Genomic DNA, 14,784 nt, shown 5'->3' with positions numbered 1-14,784 from the left:
GGGGGGGGCAGCATGTGGAACTGCATTGCCTCAGCGTCGATACTCGCCCTACTTGTTGGATCAGCTTCTGTTTTGATCCCCTTTAGCCTGCTTCATGTCCACTCGCGGCGACAGGGAGCTGTCATCGCTCTCGCGGGCTTCATCGGTTGCGCACTCGCAAGCGACGCGGGGCAGCCAGACCAAATACCGAATCCGGTCTCATCGGGACGCTCCTTTGGCGCCCCCTCGTTGATAGCTGCTTTCTACCAGAACCTCACCTCACAGGCCCAAGGCTGGAAGAGCGACTTGAGCGTACCGGCCGACCAATACGAATTCATGAAAATCTGTCACAAAGCACGCGTGAAATATTCACCAGGCGGGCGGGAGGATATGGTTGATGAGACCACTCAGTCTTATCGTGAGAAACTCCTTTGCAATACTTTCCCCAGCGCGAATGTGCAGAAGTGGGTCGGTCAGATTGCGGCTGTCTCAACCGATACAAATGGGCGCACTACATTAGCTGTTTCGCTTGATGCCAATACTACTATCCGGGCTGAGCATAACGAGTCCTTGAAGGTGACAAATGCTCTCATCATAGGTGCGCCTGGTGCTCTGTTTGAAAACTCTTTACTCGCTAAGGGGCAATGGATTCGCTTCTCCGGAAGTTTCATCAGAGCCGAACGGGACTGCTTCTCTGAGAAGAGCAGGACGCTCTCAGGGTCAATCCAAAAGCCGGAATTTGCCTTTCAGTTCTCTGATATCAGCTTAATCCCTTGATGGGTGAGCAGCCACGAAGTCCCCTGCCGCCCACTAAGAGCAGGCGGTACGTCAGGCGCTCTGGGCCGACTGCGGCTCCACCACCTGAGGCGTGGCCAGTTGCCGGATCACGTTGATGATGGTGTCGGGCAAATAGGGCTTGGCGAGGAAAGCAACCCTATCCGACAGGTCGTCGGGGCCGGGACGTTCTCGACCTGAGGTGATGACGATCCCGATCCCCGGCCAACGCTCCTGGATAGCCCGAGCCAAGTTGAGGCCGTTCATGGATCCTGCGGGCATCTCAATGTCGGTGACGACGACCTGAACGTCGGGACGCGCTTTGAGAACAGTCATTGCCTCATCGGCATTGACGGCCTCAAAGACCTTGAATCCGGCTTCGTCCAGGAAGTCGGTCATAAACATGCGTACCAGGGTCTCATCCTCGACCACGAGGACCACCATCCGTGTTTCTGAAGCTGACATGTGACCAGGATCTGCAAATGGGTGACGGAGTCCCAACAAAGGAGATGGGCTGCCGTTCCTAATCCTCATGATCCGGGGCCAGCACCCTGTGTGCCGCCGCACGCACAGACTCATGCTGTTCCGCAAAGGCTCTGTCTGGATCCGCAGGGTATCACTAACCCTCGAGAAGCGAGCGCCAACCGCGTATCTGCTGATCCGAGCAGAAGCGCAGCGGCTCGCCGAAAAGGCACCAACAGCCGACGCCAGCTTTGGAATGGGGAACCCAGAATCCCACCGGATCCGGGATCTTCGGAGGGGTCTCGTGCTCGATCATCCAGAGAAGTACGGGCGTGCCGTCCCGCGGCGCAAGATGGACTGGCCTCCAGCCATTTCCCGCATCGCCCTTCGTACCCGTAGCTTGACCGCTAGCCACGGCGGCACTGTCCCAAGCCTGAGATTAGCTCAGAAGGATGCCATTCGCCGATTGCGAATGGCGGAGACGGCGGCGAACAAAGCAGCGCCTACGAACATGGCTGCCGTGATGTCCCCCAGGATCTCGGCAAATGACTCGATCTCGCTCAGGTCATAAGCGAGGGCTTCGTACAACTCGTACAAGCATCCTGAAGCTGCGCCGGGGAGAGCCCCAAGATAGGCCAGCATCTCAGTATCCCACCTCTTGGTGGCAGTGATGGCCGAGTGACTGACGAGACTTAGAGACAACGCAGATCCTCCGGTGTCCTTAAGCTGACAGCCTCCAACTACCGACAGCCTAGCTTTGTTCCGCTACAGCGCCCGGACCTGCCTGATTGACCCGCATTGTCGCTTGTCCATACTGTCCACGATGAAGCGATTGCTCAGTCGAATCCGCAGATCCATTGACCGCTTTTTTAAACGACGGCGTCAAGACGGGCTCACACCGGTCGAGTACGAAGCTGTATGCCTGATCACCTATGAAGGCGCGGCGGCATACGCCCGTGCCCGGCAGCAGGCTTTTTATTGCCGCTCTCGTGGAAGCGAAAAGGGCTTCCGGTACTGGTCAGCCGTTGCAGCCGAGATTGATCGACGGGCAGGTGCCAGTTGCAAGGTTGAATAAGCGAAGCGGGAGCCCGCATCCGAGTTAGTAAGGCTCAGCGGTTCGATGGCTAAGCCAACTACAAAGGTAGGGAACAAGGTGGGGAAGCTTCGCGACTCTTCCCATATTAAGCCACAATTTCAATTACTTAGAAAGAAATGATGGCGGAGACGGAGGGATTCGAACCCTCGATACCCTTTTGGGGTATGCTCATTTAGCAAACGAGTGCCTTCAGCCGCTCGGCCACGTCTCCAGGCGAAAGGGCCGGATCTGGGATCCGCTTCGCAGGTGGCGCAATAGACGCGAACAGAGTCCCTTCGTCAAGGTCCAAAATCGTCCGGTCGCATGCATGGCGAAAGGGGAAACCGGCCTCCGGCTCCTCAGGTGGGTTCTACCAAAACAGATGGGACAGGGCGAGGCTTGCGAGCCCGATGCCTGACAGGAACACCGGAAACCACCTCGGACATGCGTCTTGTGCTTCGTCGAGTTCCACGCCGTCCCTCCTTTGATTGCTGAACACGCCCTATAAGAACGGCTGCGCGTCTGGAAGGGAAGGGGCCGGACTGGTGAAATATAGGCCTCTCCGCTCAAAGGGAGGGCATGATGCGTGCCAGGGAGCGCCGCTGTGCTTCATCTAGGATACCGGCGCGGTCTCGGTGGCGTCGTAGAGGCGCCGGATCTCCTCGAAGCTGCGGATGGCCGGGGCCGAGGGACGGACGATGACGGCGCTCAGCTGTCTGAACTTGTCGTCGGCCCAGTCCTCCACGACCACCGCGATGGCGTCCCGAAGCGGCAATGTCGCGACCTTGCACGCCATGGTCGAGCCGCTCGTCCGTTCGAACGGCCGGCTCAGGGCAAGAAGATCCACCATCTCGTCCAGATCAGGGGCTACGGTCACAATGCTCTCCACTGCGAAGGTTCCGACGACATCGGCCATTGGCAGCCAATTGTGGCAACCGAATGCCCAAGCTTGCGGCAAGCTTGCCGACAGCGACGATGTTCAGGGAAAAGGACCGCTCCGGCTCACGGCACAGGTCTTCGGGCCGGGTACCGAAAGTGCTTGAGCAGCTCGTCGCTGTGGCCGACCAGCAGGGCGGCCTCCGCGGGCAAGGCGTCCTCGGTCACGCATTCGAAACCTGAGAAGAATCCCAGGAATGTCGTGTTCGGAAGGCTCATCAGCAGGATCGACTGGCCGGATGCCGGATCGGCGGCCGCGGCGAGCATCATTTGCTTCGGGCCACCGAGCTTGACGAAAAGCTCTTCGAACTGGTCCTGCGTCGGGCCCCAGTCAGCGGGGCCGATTGCCTTCTTTGCCCAGAGCATGGCCACGTCCCGCTCCCGAAGAGCCCATCGTCAGACACATCCTAACCCAGTCGGATCCCACAGGCGAGAGACAGCGTGACGGCCGCGAAACCGAGTCGGCGGCCGACCGGGCATTGCGAGATCCGCGACGCGGAAGGGGCCTAGTTCAGGCTGTTCTTTCCGATGGGTTCGCCCCCGTCGGATGAGGGCCCGGAGAGATTGTCCGAGCCGTCGGGAATGATGAGCACGGAAACGGCGCGGCCGATGGAAGCCAGCATGTCGGCTGCGTCGAAGGCGGATCGCTCTGCATCCTGTCGGGTTGAGAATGCCGACTGTTCCCTATCGGCGTAAGTCACCAGCCACTCGTCCTGAAACCTGAAGACGACAAAGCGGTCCGTATGCATCAGCGCCTCCTACGCTCCGCTTCGCAGCGGAGCCCTCGCAGGCTAGCCGAAGACGATTTTTCGGAGGAGGACAACGATGGAGGTAGGAGGCAGGTCAAAAGGATAGAGCGCCCGGCCGCCTGAGACAGCCGTGGCGCTCTCCCCGGATGATCGCCCCGGTGACCGGGCGGTCAGGTCAGGCGCTGGGGATCCGGCCCTCGGGTGTATACTGGTCGACAGCCTGCGGAAGCTCCCTCGACAACCGAGCCAGAATTTCCTCACGGGACAGGCCGGTCTGCTGCGTCAGGGTCGCCAGGGTGTCGGGCCCGATCGCCTGCTCCAGCTGGTGGGGAGCAACCTCCTTATTGGGGCCGGTTCCAACCCAGGAATCGGCGATGTCGCCCTGACCGTTCTGCCGGAAGCTGTCGACGAGCTCGCCCAGGCCGCCACTCAGAATGCCACCCGGATTCTGACCGCTCAGGCCACCCAGGAGACCGCCCAAGCCCCCAAGGCCGCCTCCCAGGGCACCTCCTAGGGCGCCGCCCAGGCTGCCTTGCTGATGTCCGGAACCGCCCGGGGCTCCCGGCGCTCCAGCCGGATTGTTCCCCAAGCCACCGAGCATCTCGGCGATCTTGTCCCGGTTCTGAAAGCCCGCAACGGCAAGAAGCCCCAACAGGGCAGTCATGGATGGAAAGCCACGGCTCATGTGTTCCTCCTCGTTCGATGCACGAGAACCGCAGGGGCGGGGAAACGGTTCCATGGGACAGCGGCCCGCTTCGGCTTTGAGGTGCGGCCTCCCTGGCCTGATTCACCAGGAAAGGTTGATTGCTTCCAAGCAGCCCGGCGAGCGAAGCCGCCTCCTCCAGGTAGAATTGAATGCATCTTCTCAATTAAGGGGCGCCGAATGATATTGCGTGACTTGTGCGTCGACGCACGCTCCGCGCAGGAGCGCAATCTCGGCGCGTTGCCGTCCAAGATACTGAAGCGATTGGACAAATCATTTCTTCGGTCACTCCAGGTGGGCTAGCCCATCAACTTTGCAATCTTGCAGGCGCTCTTTGCACATGCGTAAACGGCCGAGCTCGGGCCTGAGCAAACAATCCTAAATTCGCATCTTCAAAGAGGATAGAGTTTTGTCTGAACAACATCAGTATCCCGTCGCTTCGATCAGTTCATCGGCCCTGGCTGCGATCGCCGCCGATGTCATTCATGGCACTGACGACAGTGAAGTGCTGAACGGGAACAACAATGCTTCCGTCGATTACGCCGACGTCATCTATGGCCATGGCGGCAACGACACGATCAACGGCGGGGACGGCAAGGATTATCTCGACGGCGGCGCCGGAAACGACGTTCTCAACGGCGGCGACAACAATGACGATACCCTCGTCGGCGGCGACGGCGCGGACGTTCTGAACGGTGGGTCCGGGGTGACCTACTGGGATTACGCATCCTATGCCGGTTCGGCGACCGGGCTGGTCATCAACCTGCGCGACACTGCGCTTAGCACCGGCGACGCGGCGGGCGACGTCTACAACTCAATCGAAGGGATCATCGGGACTGCCCATAACGATCTCATCATCGGAAACGGCGACAAGCACGTGCTGTCGGGTGGAGCCGGCAACGACACCATCATCGGCGGATCCGGGCAGGAGATCATGGACGGCGGTGACGGCATCGACACCGTGTCCTACGCCCTGTCGGGACAGGGCGTTTCCGTCAGCCTCAATGCAGGCGGAGGCGGGGTCAACGACTCGCTCAGCGACACGTGGGTGAATTTCGAGAACGTCGTCGGATCCAACTACAACGACTCGCTCACCGGCGACGGGAAGGCCAACTATATCTCGGGCGGCCTCGGCAACGACTCGCTTTATGGCTCCGGGGGCGACGACACACTCGATGCCGGTGCGGGCACGGACCATATGCAGGGCGGCGAGGGCAGCGACGTCTATTACGTCGACAACGCCAACGACGAGGCCCGCGAGCAATCCTACCATGCGGGCACGGACACGGTCATCGCGAGCGTGAGCTACGATGTCGGGATGAGCGCCGTGGAGGTTCTCCGGGCGGCGGACGGCCAGGCTCCGATCAATCTGACGGGCAATGAATACACCACCACCCTGATCGGCAACGAGGGCAGCAACGTCCTCAGCAGCAAGGGTCGCGGCAGCGTCATGCATGGCGGCGGCGGAAACGATGTCTATTACGTCGACAATGCCAACGACGTCATCGTCGATACGGGCGGCGTGGATGTGGTCTATGCCAGCACCAGCTTCACCCTGGCGGCGAATTCCGGAATCGACACTGTCTATGCGGTCGGCGACGTGCCCGTTCTGAACGGCAATGCGTTCGACAACGTGCTGCTCGGAACCTCGTCCAAGAACACGATGAACGGCGGTGCCGGGAACGACATGATCTACGGCAAATCCGGAAAGGACCTCCTGACCGGCGGCACGGGCAAGGACTGGTTCGTGTTCGACACGACGCTCGGCAAGTCCAACACCGACACGATCAAGGACTTCAAGGCGGGACAGGACAAGATCGTGCTGGACAACGCCCTGTTCAAGGCGAACAAGTCGTTCTACGCCGCGATCAAGAAGGGCACTCCCGACAAGCCCCTCAAGCTCGCCAAGGCGTTCTTCACGGTCGGAAGCCATGCCGACGACCGGAACGACTTTCTCGTCTACAACAAGAAGACGGGTGTCCTGTCCTATGACAAGGACGGTTCCGGTGGTGCGGCGGCCGTCGAGATCGCCAGGTTCAGCAACAAGACGGCGATGAGCGAGAAGGACTTCTTCATCATCTGATCACGGAAGTCGTGGGCCCCGCAGGAGGCTGCGGGGCCTTTGCACGGAGGTTCCAGGCGCGGGCTCGCGCCGCCCGTCGGATTGACGAAGTGTCCGTCCGTGCGGAATCTATGCGCCCAAGTTCGGGATGGCTTTGACGGGGTGGGTGATGACGACGTTCGATGTGGCTGTGATCGGGCTCGGCGCCATGGGAAGCTCCGCCCTTTTCGACCTTGCGCGCCGGGGGCGGCGCGTGATCGGCATCGAACAGTTCGAGCCCGGTCATGACAGGGGCTCGTCGCACGGCGAGAGCCGGATCATCCGGCTCTCCTATTTCGAGCATCCGTCCTATGTGCCGCTGGCCCGCCGGGCCATGGAGAAGTGGCGCGACCTGGAGGCGATCTGCGGCCAGACGATCCTCACCGTCACGGGCGTTCTGGAGGCCGGCTATCCTGGTTGCCCGATCGTCGAGGGATCGCTCGAAGCGTCCAGGACGCACGGCCTCGACCACGAGGTCCTGAGTGCCGCCGAGATCAACAGGCGCTTCCCCGCGTTCAAGCTGCCGTCCCATTGGTCCGGATTGTATCAGCCGGACGGCGGCTTCCTGCGGCCGGAACTCGCGATCCAGCAGTTCGTCCGCCTTGCAGAGCACCATGGGGCCGACGTCCGGACGAAGACCCGCGTCCTGGCGATCGAGCCGCTCGGCTCGGGCGTGCGCGTGAAGACCGATTCCGGCGAGATCGAAGCCGCGTCCGTGGTCATCGCGGCGGGGGCCTGGATCGGCGATTTCGCACCCGGGCTGAGGCCGAATCTCAGGCTGACCCGGCAGGTGCTCGGCTGGTTCGAGCCGCTGAAGTCGGCTTCCTACGCTCCGGACCGCTGCCCGGTCTTCATCCTCGAATCCGAGGACGATGCCTGTTACGGGTTCCCAGATTTCGCCGGCACCGGCGTCAAGACGGCCTCCCACCGCCGGGGAGACGATCTCGCTTCGGCGGACGACCTCGCGCAGAACGGCGGAGCTGACGACGAGGCCCAGATCCGCCGCATGCTCGCCCTCGCGATGCCGGACGCTAACGGACCCCTGAAGGCGATGCGGACCTGCATGTATACCCGCACCCCAGACGAGGATTTCGTAATCGATCGGTCTGCGGCCGATCCGCGAATCATTCTCGCCTCGCCCTGCTCCGGACACGGCTTCAAGTTCGCGAGCGTGATCGGAGAGGTCCTGGCCGACCTCGCTCTTGGAAAAGTGCCCGCCAACGACATCTCTCGTTTCAAGCTTGATCGCTTTCGGTCGCAATCGGCCTGAGGCGGCGAAGCAAGCAGCAGGAGGCACCGCCATGAAGAGAAGCTACGTCTGTCACCTGTCCATCCTGGCCTTGCTGGCCGGAAGCGGCTTTGCCCGCGCGCAGGACATCACCATCGCGGTGGCCGGTCCGATGACTGGTGCCGTGGCAACCATCGGCGAGCAGCTCAAGCATGGCGCCGAGCTCGCCGCGCAGGCCATCAACAAGAGCGGCGGCGTGAACGGGAAAAACGTCAAGGTCGTCATCTACGACGACGCCTGCGATCCGAAACAGGCCGTCGCCATCGCCAACCGCATCATCGCCGAGGGCATCAAATTCGTTGACGGCCACGCCTGCTCGGGCTCCTCGATCCCGGCCTCCGAGGTCTATGCCGAGGCGGACGTCCTGATGATGAGCCCGGCGTCCAGCAACCCGGCCATGACCGACAAGGCAGCCGAGCAGGGCTGGTCGACCATCATGCGGCTCTACGGCCGCGACGATGCCCAGGGCAAGTTCATCGGGCCGTGGATCAAGCAGAATTACGGAACCAAGAAGATCGGGATCCTGCACGACAAGAGCGCTTATGGCAAAGGCCTTGCGGACGTGGTCAGGGCATCCCTCAACGGCGCCGGCGTCAAGGAGGTTCTCTACGAGGGCATCAACCCGGGCGAGAAGGATTACAAGGCGGTGGTCAACCGCCTCAAGAGCCAGGGCGTCGAGTTCCTCTATTTCGGCGGCTACCACACCGAAGCGGGGCTCATGATGCGCCAGGCGGCGGACCAGAACTTCAAGTTCCAGCTCATGATGGGCGACAGCATCGCCACGCCGGAATTCGGCGCCGTGGCCGGCCCTGCGGCGGACGGAACCCTGTTCACGTTCCCGCCGGACGGTCGCGACAGCGACGCGGCCAAGGGAGCCCTCGAGCAGTTCCGGGAGATCGGCTTCGTGCCCGAAGGCTTCACCCTTTTCTCCTACGCGACCGTCCAGGCGATCGCGGGCGGGATCGGCAAGGCCGGGAGCGCGGACCCGAAGGCCGTGGCCAAGACCCTGCGCAGCACGACCGTCGATACGGTCCTCGGGCCGGTCACCTTCGACGAGAAGGGCGACATCAAGGATCCGAAATACAACATCAACGTCTGGAAGGGCGGCTCGTACAGCAAGCTGACCCAGTAAGGGGCGCCGGCCGGAAGCGGCAAGGGCGGCTCCGTCGGAGCCGCCCTGGTTCTCGTCAGGAGCGGGTTCAGTCGCGGGCGGCGGCCTTGTCCTGCTCCCGGGACGGGACGAGGTGCTCGATCGACACCCATTCGGTACAGGCCCTGAGAATGGGGGCAAGATAAGCGCGGTTGCCTTCGATCTCGACCACCCGGCACGAATAGGCCCTCCGGTCGCCCGGGGGACGGTAGATGACCGTCGAGCCGGGTTTGATGTCATGAGGTCGGGCCGCGGCCCGGCAGGTCGTCGGCGGAGCATCACCCTGCATGTTGTCCTGCGCGAGAGCGGCCTGCTGGCTGGCCCGGTAGCGCTCGAGGGCTTCGATCGCCACCCTGGCCCGGTCGCGATACCGGTCGCAGACGACCCGCATCAGGGTCCCTTTCTCCCGACCCGGATACCAGGTCACGCCCCCGATCTTGGCCAGTTCCTCCGCGACAATCTCGATTTCTTCCTCGGTCATTGGCTGCAATCCCTCATGAGCCATTGGAATGGGCTCAGGTCTTGTGAATGCACCCACCCGGCCTGACCGGCTGAGCGCCCATGCCCCAAAGAGCTGGTGTTCTTGACTTCGTCGGCTGGCGTTCGAACGACGCCGTAGAATGAGACGTTTGACTACGCTCTTAATTCCATCATGCGCTTCTGCAGAATTGCGAGCTGCTGGATGTAGGGCTGCCGCCGCTCGTAGTGACGGGCCTTCAGCTTCTCCAGAGCACGGATCTTGATGTTGGCGTCGGGCGACGTGTTGAGCTTCTCGCGCTCCTGTTCGTAGTCGAAATCGAGATCGGCCAGGGTTGCCAGAAGAGACTGCAGCAACGGCTGGAAAGAGGGGGAATACATTTTAGGAAGGAGAGCCCCGTTATTCGCTTCTTCGTTATGAAACTTAGTATCGTTCATCTCTTCCCTCGTATTAACTTTGCGTTAATAGGGCCTCACGATACTAAGGTAGGATTACCCCGTCTGTTGGGAAGCCGACAAAGCCGGAAGAAATCTTCATTCAGCGCGCGCTGTTGCGATGGCGCGCCGGAGCCGGGCGAGACCGGGGGCTCGGTTCCGTCTGCGGGCGGCCCTCCGGCATGAGCTTTTCGAAGCTCTGGCGGATCGCGTGGTAGCACTCGCATGCGGTGTCCTCGAGCCCGGCCCGGTTGGTGATCCTGATCGTGCCTCGACCCTGGCTGATGAGGCCCATCCGCTGCAGCGCGCTCGTGACGCTGCTCACGCTCGACCGCTGAACACCGAGCATTTCGGCCAGGATTTCATGGGTGAGGGGAAGGTCGTCCGTGTCCGTCCTGTCGCGGGTGCCCAGGATCGCGCGGCAGCACCGGGCCTCCACGCTGTGAACGGCGTTGCAGGCAACGGTCTGGAGCGTCTGTGTCAGGAGAGCCTCAGAATAGCGGAAGAGCACGCGGCGAATGGCGGGACGCGTTTCGAGCGCCCTGCTCAACCGCTCCAGGGCGACGCGCGATGCCGTGCCGGCGATCTGGGTCACGTAGCGGCCGAAGGACTGGCGGGTGACGAGGGCGCTCACGAAGCCGAAGACGGATTCCCGGCCGAACACCGCCATTTCGACCGAGCCGCCGTTCTGCAGATCGGTCACGAGGGACACGACTGCGTCATGGGGGAAATAGGTGTGCCGGATGGCCTCGCCGCTCTGGTACACGACCTTTCCGCGTGGCAGTTCGACGATTTCGAGATGGGGCTCGAGCCACGCGTAGTCGTCGGGCTCCAGTGCCGCGAGGAGCTGGTTCCTTCGATGGAGAGCGGCCTTCGTCCCATTTTTCATGGCAGGATCATCACCGCTTTCGAGAGGCCCGGGAAGACAGGCCGGACATTCGTACAGACCAACACCGTGGCAGCGTCAGGATGCTCAACCTCGCGCCGTCTGCGTGAATGGACGGTTCAGGCTCCGGACATTTCTCCTTGCCGGGAGCCGGGCGATGGATGCCCGCCGCTGGGAAACGACGACGCGGTGCCTTTGTGCCATGAGCTGACGGGCATGCCTCCAAAGAGTAGAGCGCCTCCAATCTTCCCGCGAGTCCGCTTCTGCATTGGCGTCATGGGCCCATGCGCGTCGGCAGGGACGAAACCGGTTTACCGCTCCCGCCGAAGGCTTCAGCATGGCCCGGGATAGAATCCTTCAGGAGAATCTTGCATTGAGCACGCAATCGCCCTCGCATCGGACGCACGGCAGCCCGGAGGATCTGGCCGATTGGACGGGAGCCGAGCTCCTCGACGCCTATGCCCGGAAGGCGGTGTCGCCGGTCGACGTCACGAGAGCGGTGATCGCTCGCATCGAGGCTTACGAGCCGCGGCTCCAGGCGCTCTATGCCTTCGATCCTGACGCGGCGCTTCGCGACGCGCGTGCGTCCGAGCAGCGCTGGATGAGCGGGCAGGCGAGGGCGCTCGACGGAATTCCCGCGACCATCAAGGAAAACATCGCAACAAAGGGTGTCCCGGTGCCGCTCGGCACGGCCGCGCGACCGCTCGTCCCTGCCGCCGAGGATGCGCCCGCGGCGGCGCGCCTCCGCGAGGACGGCGTGGTCATTCTCGCCAAGACCACCATGCCGGATTACGGCATGCTCTCCTCGGGCCTGTCGAGTTTCCATCCGCTCGCGCGCAATCCATGGGACCTCGCGAAGAACCCGGGCGGCAGCTCGGCCGGGGCGGGCGCTGCAGCGGCGGCCGGCTACGGACCGTTCCATATCGGCACCGATATCGGCGGCTCGATCCGCCTGCCGGCCTCGTGGTGCGGCGTGTTCGGCCTGAAGCCTAGCTTCGGCCGCATTCCCATCGACCCGACCTATTACGGTCGCGTGGCCGGGCCGATGACCCGCACCGTGCGGGACGCGGCCCTGATGATGACGAGCCTCACGAGGCCGGACGTCCGCGACCCCATGAGCCTGCCGTATCAGGATCTGCCGTGGCTCGATCTCGGCATCGATCTCAAGGGTCTCAGGATCGGCGTGATGATGGAGGCCGGCATTGGCCTCACGCTCGATCCGGAGGTCCGGGCGGCCGTGGAGAGGGCCGCAAAAGCCTTTGCGGCGGCTGGCGCCAGCGTCGAGGAGATGCCGCCCTTCATCACCCGCGAAATGCTCGACGGCCTGGACGATTTCTGGCGCCAGCGGGCGTGGACGGACATCGCTCCCTTGAGCGATGAGGATCGCGGAAAGATCCTGCCCTACATCCTGCAATGGGCCGAGGGCGGCCGGGACCTGACCGGCGCCGCGGTCTACAGCGGCATGAACCAGATGATGGTGATGCGCCACGCGGCCGTCGCCGCCACGCACCGCTTCGACTTCGTGATCTCGCCAGTGGCGCCCTGCGTCGCCTACCCGGCCGAACTGGCATCTCCCATCCACAACCCGGAGGAGCCGTTCGAGCATATCGGCTACACGGTCGCGTTCAACATGTCCGATCAGCCCGCCGCCTCCGTCAATGCCGGCTTCACGACGGCGGGACTCCCCATCGGGCTCCAGATCATCGGCCGCCGCTTCGACGACGTAGGCGTGCTGCGGCTCTCGCAGGCCTGGGAGGAGATGTGCCCGGACCGGCGGCCATGGCCGAAGGCGTAGCGCGGCAGGTCTGCGGCCGCCGGCCATGACGAGGAGCGGACGGGGTTGAAGCGACATCAGGGCCGCGATAGGTGGGTTCCCCGTCTCCGCGCCTGCTGATAAACAGCCGGCATGACATACAAGGTTGCCGCCCTCTACCAGTTCGTGCCGCTGCCGGACTTCCGGGAGCTGAAGGACCCGCTATACAGGATCTGCCTGGATCTCGGGATCAGGGGCACGCTCCTGCTCGCCCAGGAGGGCATCAACGGGACGGTGGCCGGCTCCAGTGAGGCCATCGACGCGCTGATGAGCGAATTGCGCGACGGCGCAGTTTTCGAGGGACGCCTCGACAACCTCGAACTCAAGTTCTCGACCGCGGCCGAGATGCCGTTCAAGCGCATGAAGGTGCGGCTCAAGAAGGAGATCGTGACGCTGGGCGATCCGCAGACCGATCCCCTGCGCCGCGTCGGCACCTATGTGTCGCCGGCTGACTGGAACCGGCTGCTGGAGGAGCCCGGCATCGTGCTCCTCGACACCCGCAACGATTTCGAGGTTGAGATGGGCACCTTCGCGGGCGCCGTCGATCCCCGGATCAAGCGCTTCAGCGAGTTCAAGGACTTCGTGAAGGCGGAACTCGACCCGACGCGGCACCGGAAGGTCGCCATGTTCTGCACGGGGGGCATCCGGTGCGAAAAGGCCAGCTCCTACATGCTGGCCCAGGGTTTCGAGGAGGTCTTCCACCTCAGGGGCGGCATCCTCAAATACCTGGAGGAGGTTCCGGAGGCGGAGAGCCGCTGGAACGGGGGGTGCTTCGTATTCGACGAACGGGTGGCGCTCGGCCACGGGCTCGTGGAGCGCTCGGGTGAGACGGGACCGTCCGATGAATGACGTCGAAGGCCGCATCGAAGCGCTCGAAGTACGCCTCGCCTACCAGGACCAGGTGGTCGAGGACCTGAACCAGACGGTCATCGCTCAGTGGAAGCTGATCGATGGCCTGAAGCGCCAGCTCAACGAGCTGCTCGACCGGGTCCAGGAGGTCGAGGACAATGCGGGCGGCCCGTCCGCCTCCGAGCCCCCGCCGCCGCACTACTAGTCGACCTGAACGGTAGCCAGAGACGCTTAGCAGACTGCGCTGGCGTCTTCTGGTTACGGCCGGGATCGCACCGGCTATCGCAATCCGGTGAGGCGCGGTGCTTCACATCATCGGGATCACCGGCACAAGGTCGGTGATGACGGGCATCAGGCATCTTGTATCGCGACCACCTTCCATCGCGAAATGAGTTCTTGGCATCCGGTTCCGGAGAGTGCCAAAAAATTTTCACGCCCCCTCTTGAACGGTCAAGATTGCCAGACCAAATCATCGACCGCGGAGGCCCGAGAGGCTCCGCTTGAGCAGTCAACATGCTGATATCATTGGAGGAAGCTTCATGAAGTTCCGTCCTTTGCACGACCGGATCGTGGTCCGGCGTATCGACGCCGAGGAGAAGACGGCGGGCGGCATCATCATCCCGGACACCGCCAAGGAGAAGCCCCAGCAGGGCGAGGTGATCGCCGTCGGGCCCGGCGCCCGCGACGAACAAGGCCAGCTGGTTCCCCTCGACGTGAGGGCCGGCGACCGCGTGCTCTTCGGCAAGTGGTCCGGCACGGAAGTGAAGATCGACGGCGAGGATCTCCTGATCATGAAGGAGAGCGACGTCATGGGCGTGCTCGAAGAAACCGCCGCCCAGAAGAAGGCCGCGTAAGGCCGATCCCACCATCAGAGTCACACATCGTTACGTCTCATCAGGAGTGACGAACAATGGCTGCTAAGGAAGTCAAATTCGCCCTGGACGCCCGCGAGAAGATGCTGCGCGGCGTCGATATTCTGGCCGATGCCGTGAAGGTCACGCTGGGCCCCAAGGGCCGCAACGTGGTGATCGAGAAGTCCTTCGGGGCTCCGCGCATCACCAAGGACGGCGTCACCGTCGCCAAGGAGATCGAGCTCTCCGACAAGTT

18 protein-coding genes and 1 tRNA gene are annotated in these 14,784 nt (G+C 62.8%); 9 read left to right on the top strand and 10 right to left on the bottom strand.

What is annotated here, in order from left to right; translation table 11 throughout:
• Nucleotides 1-756 (top strand): hypothetical protein (locus tag KBI52_RS05475; RefSeq protein WP_210805926.1); only part of this gene is annotated, 756 nt, incomplete at its 5' end.
• 51 nt (nt 757-807) lie between these two features.
• On the opposite strand, the gene KBI52_RS05470 is transcribed toward KBI52_RS05475, so the two are convergent.
• The 7 genes from KBI52_RS05470 to KBI52_RS05440 form a co-directional block, all read right to left on the bottom strand.
• A complete protein-coding gene (locus KBI52_RS05470) occupies nt 808-1,185 on the bottom strand; it encodes a response regulator (RefSeq protein ID WP_315974886.1) in 378 nt (125 codons plus the stop codon).
• A 474-nt stretch (nt 1,186-1,659) separates the two neighbouring features.
• Entirely contained in the window at nt 1,660-1,857 is a 198-nt protein-coding gene (locus KBI52_RS05465; protein WP_173945330.1) for a hypothetical protein, read from the bottom strand.
• A 574-nt stretch (nt 1,858-2,431) separates the two neighbouring features.
• Nucleotides 2,432-2,522: transfer RNA gene (locus tag KBI52_RS05460), tRNA-Ser, on the bottom strand.
• A gap of 381 nt (nt 2,523-2,903) precedes the next feature.
• A complete protein-coding gene (locus KBI52_RS05455; RefSeq protein ID WP_259060095.1) occupies nt 2,904-3,167 on the bottom strand; it encodes a hypothetical protein in 264 nt (87 codons plus the stop codon).
• Nucleotides 3,168-3,292: 125 nt separating this feature from the next.
• Nucleotides 3,293-3,598, bottom strand: coding sequence for a hypothetical protein (locus KBI52_RS05450; RefSeq protein WP_173945328.1), 306 nt, complete (start codon nt 3,596-3,598; stop codon nt 3,293-3,295).
• A 134-nt stretch (nt 3,599-3,732) separates the two neighbouring features.
• On the bottom strand, nt 3,733-3,975 hold the full coding sequence (locus tag KBI52_RS05445) for a hypothetical protein (protein WP_173945327.1): 243 nt from the start codon (nt 3,973-3,975) through the stop codon (nt 3,733-3,735).
• 175 nt (nt 3,976-4,150) lie between these two features.
• Entirely contained in the window at nt 4,151-4,660 is a 510-nt protein-coding gene (locus tag KBI52_RS05440) for a YidB family protein (protein WP_173945326.1), read from the bottom strand.
• 427 nt (nt 4,661-5,087) lie between these two features.
• Here KBI52_RS05440 and KBI52_RS05435 point away from each other — a divergent pair, with 427 nt between their 5' ends.
• From KBI52_RS05435 to KBI52_RS05425, 3 genes are all read left to right on the top strand, one after another.
• The gene (locus KBI52_RS05435; protein WP_210805924.1) at nt 5,088-6,761 is read left to right on the top strand and encodes a calcium-binding protein; all 1,674 of its coding nucleotides are present in this window, start codon (nt 5,088-5,090) and stop codon (nt 6,759-6,761) included.
• Nucleotides 6,762-6,909: 148 nt separating this feature from the next.
• Nucleotides 6,910-8,049 carry an N-methyl-L-tryptophan oxidase gene (solA, locus tag KBI52_RS05430; protein WP_173945324.1) on the top strand — a complete coding sequence of 380 codons (1,140 nt, stop codon included), beginning with the start codon at nt 6,910-6,912 and terminating at the stop codon, nt 8,047-8,049.
• A 31-nt stretch (nt 8,050-8,080) separates the two neighbouring features.
• Nucleotides 8,081-9,199: a branched-chain amino acid ABC transporter substrate-binding protein gene (locus KBI52_RS05425; RefSeq protein ID WP_210805922.1), complete on the top strand. Its 1,119-nt coding sequence runs from the start codon at nt 8,081-8,083 to the stop codon at nt 9,197-9,199.
• 67 nt (nt 9,200-9,266) lie between these two features.
• Here the strand turns inward: KBI52_RS05425 and KBI52_RS05420 are convergent, their stop codons facing one another.
• From KBI52_RS05420 to KBI52_RS05410, 3 genes are all read right to left on the bottom strand, one after another.
• The gene (locus KBI52_RS05420) at nt 9,267-9,698 is read right to left on the bottom strand and encodes a hypothetical protein (protein WP_173945322.1); all 432 of its coding nucleotides are present in this window, start codon (nt 9,696-9,698) and stop codon (nt 9,267-9,269) included.
• Between the two features lie 152 nt (nt 9,699-9,850).
• Nucleotides 9,851-10,132 carry a hypothetical protein gene (locus KBI52_RS05415; RefSeq protein ID WP_210805920.1) on the bottom strand — a complete coding sequence of 94 codons (282 nt, stop codon included), beginning with the start codon at nt 10,130-10,132 and terminating at the stop codon, nt 9,851-9,853.
• A gap of 100 nt (nt 10,133-10,232) precedes the next feature.
• Nucleotides 10,233-11,018, bottom strand: coding sequence for a Crp/Fnr family transcriptional regulator (locus tag KBI52_RS05410; RefSeq protein WP_210805918.1), 786 nt, complete (start codon nt 11,016-11,018; stop codon nt 10,233-10,235).
• A 334-nt stretch (nt 11,019-11,352) separates the two neighbouring features.
• Between KBI52_RS05410 and KBI52_RS05405 the strand changes: the two genes are divergently transcribed.
• From KBI52_RS05405 to KBI52_RS05385, 5 genes are all read left to right on the top strand, one after another.
• Nucleotides 11,353-12,810 carry an amidase gene (locus tag KBI52_RS05405; RefSeq protein ID WP_210805916.1) on the top strand — a complete coding sequence of 486 codons (1,458 nt, stop codon included), beginning with the start codon at nt 11,353-11,355 and terminating at the stop codon, nt 12,808-12,810.
• Nucleotides 12,811-12,921: 111 nt separating this feature from the next.
• Entirely contained in the window at nt 12,922-13,677 is a 756-nt protein-coding gene (locus tag KBI52_RS05400; RefSeq protein ID WP_210805914.1) for a rhodanese-related sulfurtransferase, read from the top strand.
• Nucleotides 13,670-13,882: a SlyX family protein gene (locus KBI52_RS05395; RefSeq protein WP_210805912.1), complete on the top strand. Its 213-nt coding sequence runs from the start codon at nt 13,670-13,672 to the stop codon at nt 13,880-13,882. Before KBI52_RS05400 ends, KBI52_RS05395 begins: the two co-directional genes overlap by 8 nt.
• 334 nt (nt 13,883-14,216) lie before the next feature.
• On the top strand, nt 14,217-14,531 hold the full coding sequence (gene groES, locus KBI52_RS05390; RefSeq protein WP_173945316.1) for a co-chaperone GroES: 315 nt from the start codon (nt 14,217-14,219) through the stop codon (nt 14,529-14,531).
• Nucleotides 14,532-14,587: 56 nt separating this feature from the next.
• Nucleotides 14,588-14,784 (top strand): TCP-1/cpn60 chaperonin family protein (locus KBI52_RS05385; RefSeq protein WP_305797876.1); only part of this gene is annotated, 197 nt, incomplete at its 3' end.

Source organism: Microvirga sp. HBU67558 (assembly GCF_018069605.1).
Classification (GTDB): domain Bacteria; phylum Pseudomonadota; class Alphaproteobacteria; order Rhizobiales; family Beijerinckiaceae; genus Microvirga; species Microvirga terrae.
The sequence above is the reverse complement of the archived record's forward strand: the minus strand, read 5'-3'. Positions and strand labels throughout refer to the sequence as shown.

What these genes read in the sequence shown, in the direction of transcription:
- KBI52_RS05465 (WP_173945330.1), bottom strand. Translation starts at nt 1,857, where the DNA reads ATGCTGGCCTATCTTGGGGCTCTCCCCGGCGCAGCTTCAGGATGCTTG.
- KBI52_RS05445 (WP_173945327.1), bottom strand. Translation starts at nt 3,975, where the DNA reads ATGCATACGGACCGCTTTGTCGTCTTCAGGTTTCAGGACGAGTGGCTG.
- KBI52_RS05440 (WP_173945326.1), bottom strand. Translation starts at nt 4,660, where the DNA reads ATGAGCCGTGGCTTTCCATCCATGACTGCCCTGTTGGGGCTTCTTGCC.
- solA (WP_173945324.1), top strand. Translation starts at nt 6,910, where the DNA reads ATGACGACGTTCGATGTGGCTGTGATCGGGCTCGGCGCCATGGGAAGC.
- KBI52_RS05425 (WP_210805922.1), top strand. Translation starts at nt 8,081, where the DNA reads ATGAAGAGAAGCTACGTCTGTCACCTGTCCATCCTGGCCTTGCTGGCC.
- KBI52_RS05420 (WP_173945322.1), bottom strand. Translation starts at nt 9,698, where the DNA reads ATGACCGAGGAAGAAATCGAGATTGTCGCGGAGGAACTGGCCAAGATC.
- KBI52_RS05415 (WP_210805920.1), bottom strand. Translation starts at nt 10,132, where the DNA reads ATGAACGATACTAAGTTTCATAACGAAGAAGCGAATAACGGGGCTCTC.
- KBI52_RS05410 (WP_210805918.1), bottom strand. Translation starts at nt 11,018, where the DNA reads ATGAAAAATGGGACGAAGGCCGCTCTCCATCGAAGGAACCAGCTCCTC.
- KBI52_RS05405 (WP_210805916.1), top strand. Translation starts at nt 11,353, where the DNA reads ATGGCCCGGGATAGAATCCTTCAGGAGAATCTTGCATTGAGCACGCAA.
- KBI52_RS05400 (WP_210805914.1), top strand. Translation starts at nt 12,922, where the DNA reads ATGACATACAAGGTTGCCGCCCTCTACCAGTTCGTGCCGCTGCCGGAC.
- KBI52_RS05395 (WP_210805912.1), top strand. Translation starts at nt 13,670, where the DNA reads ATGAATGACGTCGAAGGCCGCATCGAAGCGCTCGAAGTACGCCTCGCC.
- groES (WP_173945316.1), top strand. Translation starts at nt 14,217, where the DNA reads ATGAAGTTCCGTCCTTTGCACGACCGGATCGTGGTCCGGCGTATCGAC.